10 protein-coding genes are annotated in these 8,137 nt (G+C 40.2%); 1 reads left to right on the top strand and 9 read right to left on the bottom strand.

What is annotated here, in order from left to right:
• Nucleotides 1-318: 318 nt before the first annotated feature.
• The 4 genes from H6G18_RS24195 to H6G18_RS24210 form a co-directional block, all read right to left on the bottom strand.
• A complete protein-coding gene (locus H6G18_RS24195) occupies nt 319-1,092 on the bottom strand; it encodes a hypothetical protein (RefSeq protein ID WP_190409634.1) in 774 nt (257 codons plus the stop codon).
• 106 nt (nt 1,093-1,198) lie between these two features.
• Complete coding sequence (locus H6G18_RS24200; protein ID WP_190409635.1) at nt 1,199-1,606, bottom strand: hypothetical protein; 408 nt, start codon at nt 1,604-1,606, stop codon at nt 1,199-1,201.
• Between the two features lie 53 nt (nt 1,607-1,659).
• Entirely contained in the window at nt 1,660-3,345 is a 1,686-nt protein-coding gene (locus H6G18_RS24205) for a M14 family metallopeptidase (protein WP_190409636.1), read from the bottom strand.
• 98 nt (nt 3,346-3,443) lie between these two features.
• A complete protein-coding gene (locus tag H6G18_RS24210; protein ID WP_190409642.1) occupies nt 3,444-4,370 on the bottom strand; it encodes a DMT family transporter in 927 nt (308 codons plus the stop codon).
• Nucleotides 4,371-4,595: 225 nt separating this feature from the next.
• Between H6G18_RS24210 and H6G18_RS24215 the strand changes: the two genes are divergently transcribed.
• Complete coding sequence (locus H6G18_RS24215) at nt 4,596-4,946, top strand: hypothetical protein (RefSeq protein ID WP_190409637.1); 351 nt, start codon at nt 4,596-4,598, stop codon at nt 4,944-4,946.
• Nucleotides 4,947-4,991: 45 nt separating this feature from the next.
• Here H6G18_RS24215 and holB read toward each other — a convergent pair whose 3' ends face one another.
• The 5 genes from holB to H6G18_RS25140 form a co-directional block, all read right to left on the bottom strand.
• Nucleotides 4,992-5,960 carry a DNA polymerase III subunit delta' gene (gene holB, locus H6G18_RS24220; protein ID WP_190409638.1) on the bottom strand — a complete coding sequence of 323 codons (969 nt, stop codon included), beginning with the start codon at nt 5,958-5,960 and terminating at the stop codon, nt 4,992-4,994.
• A gap of 47 nt (nt 5,961-6,007) precedes the next feature.
• The gene (gene tmk, locus H6G18_RS24225; protein WP_190409639.1) at nt 6,008-6,643 is read right to left on the bottom strand and encodes a dTMP kinase; all 636 of its coding nucleotides are present in this window, start codon (nt 6,641-6,643) and stop codon (nt 6,008-6,010) included.
• Nucleotides 6,644-6,699: 56 nt separating this feature from the next.
• Entirely contained in the window at nt 6,700-7,497 is a 798-nt protein-coding gene (locus H6G18_RS24230; RefSeq protein ID WP_190409640.1) for an alpha/beta fold hydrolase, read from the bottom strand.
• Nucleotides 7,498-7,617: 120 nt separating this feature from the next.
• A complete protein-coding gene (locus H6G18_RS24235) occupies nt 7,618-7,833 on the bottom strand; it encodes a type II toxin-antitoxin system HicB family antitoxin (protein ID WP_190409641.1) in 216 nt (71 codons plus the stop codon).
• Between the two features lie 23 nt (nt 7,834-7,856).
• Nucleotides 7,857-7,988, bottom strand: coding sequence for a hypothetical protein (locus tag H6G18_RS25140; protein WP_277875635.1), 132 nt, complete (start codon nt 7,986-7,988; stop codon nt 7,857-7,859).
• Nucleotides 7,989-8,137 lie beyond the last annotated feature (149 nt).

An 8,137-nucleotide genomic window follows, 5' to 3' on the forward strand; every position in this document is an offset into this window, starting at 1 on the left:
TTCCCCCTACTGCTTGCGCGTGTATTCTGATTGGATTTTCCACCACCTTTTACTCCCCACAACTCCTTCTGTTATTACTTTACTTGGACTTGTGTGTACACCGTAGCCTTAAAGGGGAGAGCTACTCTACGAGAAGCGCTTCGCTCTATGGAGAGGGGGTTTTTAAACACGCCGAACTCACATTAATCAAAGGTACATTAGCCTACTGCATAAAACACCAGACACTTAATTGATATTTTTTCATATACATGGAATTTTTATCGCCTACTTAGTTATGGTTAAAAATTAAATTGATCTGCTGATCAAATTTTCCTACTCTTAAGCTGTCTTAAAAAAGCGAATAATTTCCCGCACATGATCAAGAAATTGTCCATCGGTAGAAAGTTGGGCGATCGCATTTCTTGATTCCCTAGATAATCGCTCATGTTCTGTTTGATTTGTCGCCCGTAATTCTTCCAAATTGGCAGCAATTTTTGCTAAATCTCGGCGAGTTTCATCACCAAAACGTTGCTGTGTCGCAGCTAAAGAATAGGGCTGTTCTAGGTTAAATTGGTCTTCCAAAACTTGGACTTTTTGTTCTAATTCAAAAAAGCGATTGCGGAGTTCAAAAATATCTTCGCGTGGGTATTTCCATTCTTGACTAATCATGGTTAGCCGTGCATAGATATATTCATAAGCACGAATGGCTGGTCTGAGGATAGTTAATAATAAAGCTGCACCGGAACTGATATAACCTACAGCACTGATACCAGTGACGGCGAGAATATAAAGACCAAGGGCTGAGAACAAGTGTAAAGCTAAAGCAACCCACAGCGATCGCTTGGCTAATCCCTGGACATATTGCACTTGTTTTTCATCTACAGGGATTTCTTTTTCTTTTGACTGTGCGGCTTCTGCTAAAACTTGTTTAGCTTGAAAATGAACATTCCAAGGTACAGTCACAATTACTAATAACCACCAAAAACTTGCACCCCCAATTACCCAATCTAAAAAACTACCCGCAGGTACATGAAACCATTGCAGCACACTAAAAGCCAGCAGTACTGTAACTACAATTCCCGCAATAGAACTAACAAAAAAATTGATATACATATAGCCACATCTCCAATAGTACTAATTACGAATTAGTCTAATCATGGCTATGCTTTAGCATCTATTTGGGAAAGTTTGTGATGCTTTTTCCAGTTGCATAGATAATTTAGGGAATCAGATAGCTATGCCAAACTGGTTCAGTATCTTTACTAGCCTTCTCTGGAAGCAGCAATCGCCAAGTTTTTCCTTCTTGCTGGATTTGTAGATAAACTTCAAAGGGTTGTTGCAGTTTGGTTAACTGTCTCTTTGGTAACTGGAAAGTTAAGTCGTAGGTTCCCAGGACTTTGAAAGCAGGTAAATTTTGCACTGTCAGAGGTTCTTCCTGGCGTATTTTGAGATGTTTAATTTCAAAGCCTTGGAAATTTAAATCTAGCTGTTGATTGAGTTGTTGTTGGGTTTTTTCTAGCTGGAGTGCGATCGCTTTCTGCACTAACTTGCTAGTGGGTAATAAGCCAATGTTGTTACAGCCAACTAATAATATCAATAATACTGCTGTGAAAAGGAACCGCACCATGTTACTTAAGATATATCTTCAGCGATAGTATAGCGGTAGATACCTACAATTTTTCATATTAATGTCAACTCAGTACGAACAACGCCGGCACGTTGATGACGGGCTAATAGTTGCACTATAGTACCTGAGGGCGCACGTACTACCCACTCTACCTTGGCGCGATCGCTTGTGGAATCACTTTGTCTTCTGGCGGGGGCTGAGGGTTTGTAAGCACGCCCCTCTAATTGACCTACTTCTTCTTGCGGTTTTCCTATTTCTAAAGTTGCACCAGTAGGTAATTCAATCTCAAAAATACAACCCCGCACCAGCTTTTTCTCTACAGCTTTTTGGGTAATGTAACTGGGTAGCCAACCTGTGTTGTGTACAACTAACCGCACTCGATACAAATTATCACCCAAACTTTGGCAACTAGTTTCGTAAATTTCCAAGCGGGGGGAGATTAATAAATGCCATACTAACCACTCAGGAAAACGGGCTATCTCTTTTTCTAAAAATTCCGGGGGTGGATTAGTCCAAGCATACATGGTATCCCAACCGCCTAATTCAATTTTACCAAGTTGGGGATGGTCGAAGGGATACCAATCTACATAACCTTTACCTGCGAGTTGTTCGTCATTCCATCTGAGTAATTTTAAGTCATCTTCTAAAGGGTGTTCTCTTTGCCAGTCTGTATATTTATAATCTGTAATACCAGCTTGGCGCTGAGGACTCCAAACTTCTACAGTCCAAGAAAATAAACCTTGGTACTCATAAGCCCAATCGTCAAATGTACCTGTAATAAAATCTTTGGGGTCATAGCGAAACTCATGAAAGGCGGAGATAGCTGGATAGCCAGTCATTTCAGCACCTTTGTCACCGATCTTTTGGTAGGTGCGGAGGTCATTTACCGGGAATTCATCATCACTCCTGTCGGTGTAGGGACGGATGAGAACGCCGCTATAGGTGTGGAAAGTTATCGCCCCGGTGATGTTATGATGACTGGTCAGGAATTGGACGAGCGATCGCACTTCTGACTCAGATGTCGGATAGGGGCCAGCTCCTGGTTGTTCAACTTCTTGTCGCCACAACGCCGGAAAATTGCGGTTTAAATCTAGCCCTTCTTTGGGACGCTGAATTTTAATCTCTACACCATCATAATTTTCTAGCCGTCCTTCTGATAGGAGGCGATAATATTGACCGCCTGTTTCTGTGGGTTCACGGCGCACCAACAAACGCGGTTCACTTGGACAAACTTTCCACGCCCCATTATCATCAGGGATACGCATAAGTAAAATCCGACCGTCACCATCTATATCTTCCATGACCAACCCTTCGTTAAGTTCCTCATCATGGGGATAAGGACGGGTAGCAGAACGAATAAATTTAGGTTTTTCTCCTAAAGCCAACTCTGCGCCATCAGGGTTAACGCGGGGACAAATATAAAAAACGCGGCTATCTAAACAACGGGTAATGTCTGGGTGAGTACCGTAAGCTGTAACTAATGTTTGCAAAAAATAGAGACAAACACTAGAAGGGGCTATTTCTGTAGCGTGGATATTACCATCAACCCATAAGGCTGGTTTTTCTGCATCTGTACCTGTGGCAAAATTGGTAACTGTTAATAACCAGATGTCACGACCTTCGTAACTCTTACCGATACTTTCTATTTTGATTAGCTGAGGAAATTCCTGTGCGTAACTGTGCAGAATTGGTGTCAGTTCTTCGTAGCGGTAGTATTTATCAAAGCGAACATCCGACATAATGAACTCTCTGCTCCACCCGTTGCTAACCAATCTACAATACCATTAACCGAATTTTAGATTTTGGATTTTGGCATAAACTGAGTGGGCAATTTCGCTTATTTGAGATAGAACAATAATCCAATACCAATGATTGCAATTATCACACCTGCGATCGCTCTCCAACTCACTTTTTCACCCATGCACATAGCCAGGGGAATTACAAATAGTGGGCTAGTCTGCAACAGGGTGGAGGCGATTCCCGCAGCTGTGAATTTAATTGCTGTCTGTTGTAGCCAAATTCCTAAATATGTTCCGAAAAAAGCCGCAAAGCAACTGGTCAAAACCACTCGCCATGATTGCCAATAAGGATAGGATAATACTTGCCGTTGGCGATTAAACCATAACCACACTACAAGAACTAACACAGCCGCACTTAACCGCAACAAAGCAGCCCATAAAGGTGTAACACTACCGGTTGCAAATGCTAAACGAGAGATAACTGTACCAGTAGCGTTGGTGATTGCGGCTAATACACCAAAGCCAACACCCCGCCATAGGTGTTGTGGATAACTATCATCTGTGTTGGGAACTCGTTCTGTTACGACCCAAGCAACCCCCATGATAGTTAATAAAATACCACACCAAGCGCTGAGATTTAACTGTTCACTTAAAACAATATTAGCGGCGATCGCTGTTATGGGAGGAGACAAGGTTCCTATAAGTAAAACACGACGCGCCCCTAAGTGATTGATAGCAGCCAGAAAAGCCGTATCCCCTAAACTAATACCGACAATACCACTCAAACACAGAAGAAATATCGGCGCAGGGGAAGAAATGGGTAAGGATTCGCCAGTCAACCAAATAGTCAGGCAAAGGAAGGCGATCGCTACTATTCCTTTCACCAAATTTAACTGTAGCGGCGGAATTTTCTGCCCCACAATCCCATATAGTACCGAAGCTACAGCCCACAGACCAGCAGCAAGCAAAGCAGCTAATTCACCTTTGCCATCTGTGAATGGGAAATTTAAATAATTATTAAAAATACAATAGTCCTCTAATTTTATGCCTGAAACTATTTAATATTACCTTAAATAATTGCATATTTTTTAGCACTCAACTTAAGAGAGTGCTAGTTTTACCAGATAATTTATATCTTGAGATATAGGCGAACATTTCTTTATTTTTAGATAGACTTTAGGTACTTTCACTCACAAAATTAATTTCTAAATCTCTAGTCTGACAAACTATTCACCATTGGGAAGATTGGAATGAAATATACTTTCGATATTGTCGGTATCTCTCCTATTTGGCAGTTTTTTAGTCACCAGCAACAGAGCCTAAAAAAACCACATTACCAAGGGATAGAATATTTAGGTACTCATAAATTTACTCTTGATTCCTTAATAGAAACTGTAGAACCAGTACCAGTAAAATGGGGTTGGAATACCGAGCAAGTATTAGATACTGTAGTGCAGTTTTGGATGAACAATGCCGAGAGTATCCGTTACTGGAAAGGCAGATTAACTGATGCAGGTAATGATAATATACTCGTGGCTAGACTGGCAGATATTACAGCTTTGCAAGCAGAATTTGAATCTCTACTAGGTAAAAATTTGTAGATACAGCAAAATTCAAGAGCCAAAACTCAGCAAGTCTTATAAGTTTTAATTGTGTACATTAAACTCTTGATACACAGATAATAAAGTACATTCCCAAACGAGTCGGGGTTGAGCATAAACTAGTAAATATTTACGAGCTTTTTCTAGCTGACTAATAATCCCTGATTGATGTCGCTTTTCCCAGTAAGATTGTTGCAAATAATCAACTAACCATAGTTGTGCTTCTGTATCTAAATCTTTGTCTATTCTTTTAGCTAATTCCAAAGCTTGACGATGAGATTGAGGCGCTGTGATTAACTGTTGTAGCAACTCTGGAGGAATAGTTTGTAATTGTTCATAAGAAGCGATCGCACTCCCCGGACTACCAGATGCTAAACTCAAAACTGCCGGATGCTGCAAAATTTCTTGATTCTCTGTTTGTGTAAGTACTTGAGTCAAGGATTTTGTATCTAAGCGATAAAAGGGAATGCGTTGACAGCGTGATACCAACGTTGGTAATACAGACTCAGAGGAAGGTGTAATCAAAATTATTGTTGCTTGTCCCGGTTCTTCTAGGGTTTTTAATAAAGCATTTGCGGCTGATTCCGCCATTGTTTGAGCCTCTTCTAGCACTACTACATTTCTTGGTGCTTCTAAGGGAGGACGACCCAAAAATTGGGTAATTTCTCGAATTTGCTCTAGGCGAATTAAAGGCGGTGCTTTGCGCTTGAGTTTTTTTTCTACTGCTTCTGCTGCTGTGAATCTCTGTCCTTGATATTGATAAGTCGGCTGTACCCACAACAAATCAGGGTGATTACCTTGACGCAACCGATTTTGTAGAGATGGGAGCAGTCGCACATCCATCACACTGGAAAATAATAACTCCACAAAGCACCGCGCCGCCAAACTCCGCCCTACACCATCTGGCCCTGCAAATAGATAGGCTGGGGCTACTCGATTTTGTCTGACAGCTTGAGTCAGTAAATCTATAGCTTGCTTTTGTCCTAGTAGTGGTGCAAACGGATTATTGCTCATTCATCATCGTAATTTCTATTTTTTTTGAGAACAAAATAGTCAGGCGACTATTGCAACTCCTGTAAATGTACGCTTAAAATCTCCTGTATCTTCTTATGTACAATTTCTTTACTAGAACTGCCATCAACTGAGAAAATACGGGAAGGAGAGGACTTAGCTAAATCTGCATAGCCTTGTTGTACACGGCGATGGAAAGCAATAGCTTCCTGTTCTATCCGGTCTAATCCTACATTTTCCCCTCTTTTGCGGGTAAGTCCTACCTCAACATCTACATCTAACCAGATAGTAATGTCGCTGGTTAACCCACCAGTGGCGATGTAGTTGAGTTGATGAATTAAATCCATATCCAAACCACGACCGTAACCTTGGTAAGCAATGGTAGAGTCAACGTAGCGATCGCATAAAATATATTTACCCTGGGCTAACTGGGGCTTGAGTTCTTGGGCAACGTGTTGTGAGCGATCGGCAGCATATAATAGTAATTCTGTCACCTCAGCAATTGGTTTATCTTCCTCCTTCTGTAGCAACAAGCGCCGCAAATCCAAACCTAATTCTGTTCCCCCCGGTTCACGGGTAAGAACTACGGAAACCCCCAAACTTTGCAACCACTCTGCACAAAGTTGCATTTGACTAGTTTTTCCGCAACCCTCTACCCCTTCAAAGACAATAAATCTGCCAACCATGCTGTTTTTCTGTTCACCGACGTTTCATCAGTCTACGCCAAAGTAATTGTCAGGGGTTAATTAATTTGGGCTAAAAAATCCAATATCGCTGTACTCACAATATTCGGTGACTCAATCATAAAACCATGACCACCACAATCAAGAATTTCTAACTTAGCATGGGGAATACCTTGAGCTAATTCCTCAGAAAATTTAATTGGCGTGAGAATATCTTGCTTACTTACTAACACTAATGTAGGACAAATAATTTTTTGTAAATGATTAGTAATATCACAATTAATTATAGCTTGACTTTGATAATAAATACTATCATTTTGGGGTGCAAAAGGATAATGTACAGCCCATTCAATCAGTTGTTCTATAATATCTGAACTTGAGTAAAAAGCTTCACTAAAACTCCATGATAATAAAATCTTTTGATAAAGCCTCCTGTCTATATGTTTAGGAAGTTCACCCCAAGTTTCAATAATGCTATTAAATCGCTCATCTCCCTTAGCCAGAGATGATAGTAGTATCAGACTCTTAATTTTTTGTGGATATGCTAATGCTAATTCTTGGGCAATTTGACCACCCATAGAATGACCTGCGACGTGTACTTTATCAATACCTAGATGTTCCAGTAATCCGGCTGCATCATCTGCCAATTCTTTGATACTATAGGGACTATTTGGTGCAGAACTCCGACCCATACCCCGGTTATCTAAAAGAATGACTTGGTATTGGGAAGTAAAAAATTGTGCGAGTGTTAACCAGTAGGAATGATCGCAAGTAAAACCAGAAATTAAGAGCAAAGGTTCACCTGTACCTTTGATGTCATAAAACAGATCAATCCCGTTTAACTGCACTTTAGGCATATATTATTTTGCCTCCTTGAATTTCCCGTGGTTTAGTACTTTTATATTTAACCACAAGTTTGTAGTGAGAACTTTAGTTCTCAAATAACGCCAAAAAAATCTAATTGTGTGAATAAATTGCTAAGGACGCGTAATATCCAAGTCTTTGCATATTTTAGTAAGTTCTTTTTCTGCAAGCTCTCGATTAGAAATTAATATAAGTTCAATAGATTCCAATAAACTCTCTCTAGCTTCTTCTAAAGTTCTCTCTTGAATATTTGCTCCTGGTAACTCTTGGGCATAGCCTATATACCAATCGCCTACTTTTGCAAATACAGCAGTGAAAGAGTTTTCCATATCATTTGGTGCAAGGTCTTTGACTATATTAGCTTTTGTATTGCAGCTATAACTATTTCTCCCAGATTATCAGATGGTGTGGTGTCTTTGGAGAAACTTTCCACAAAGCTAGTAACAACTTTCTTACCGCGTTGCTTTTCGGCTGCTTTTTTCAAACCGCCTGTGTTGGCGTAATATTTCTGAATATCAGTTAAACCCAGAAGTGTTGAATGTTAAGAAAAAGCCAATAAAAATAGCCCAAAATATGTTAGATTTTGGGCGAAGGATTAAAATATTTTAGTTTAACAGTGATTATAAATTCATT

This window comes from Anabaena subtropica FACHB-260 (assembly GCF_014697105.1).
GTDB lineage: Bacteria > Cyanobacteriota > Cyanobacteriia > Cyanobacteriales > Nostocaceae > Trichormus > Trichormus subtropicus.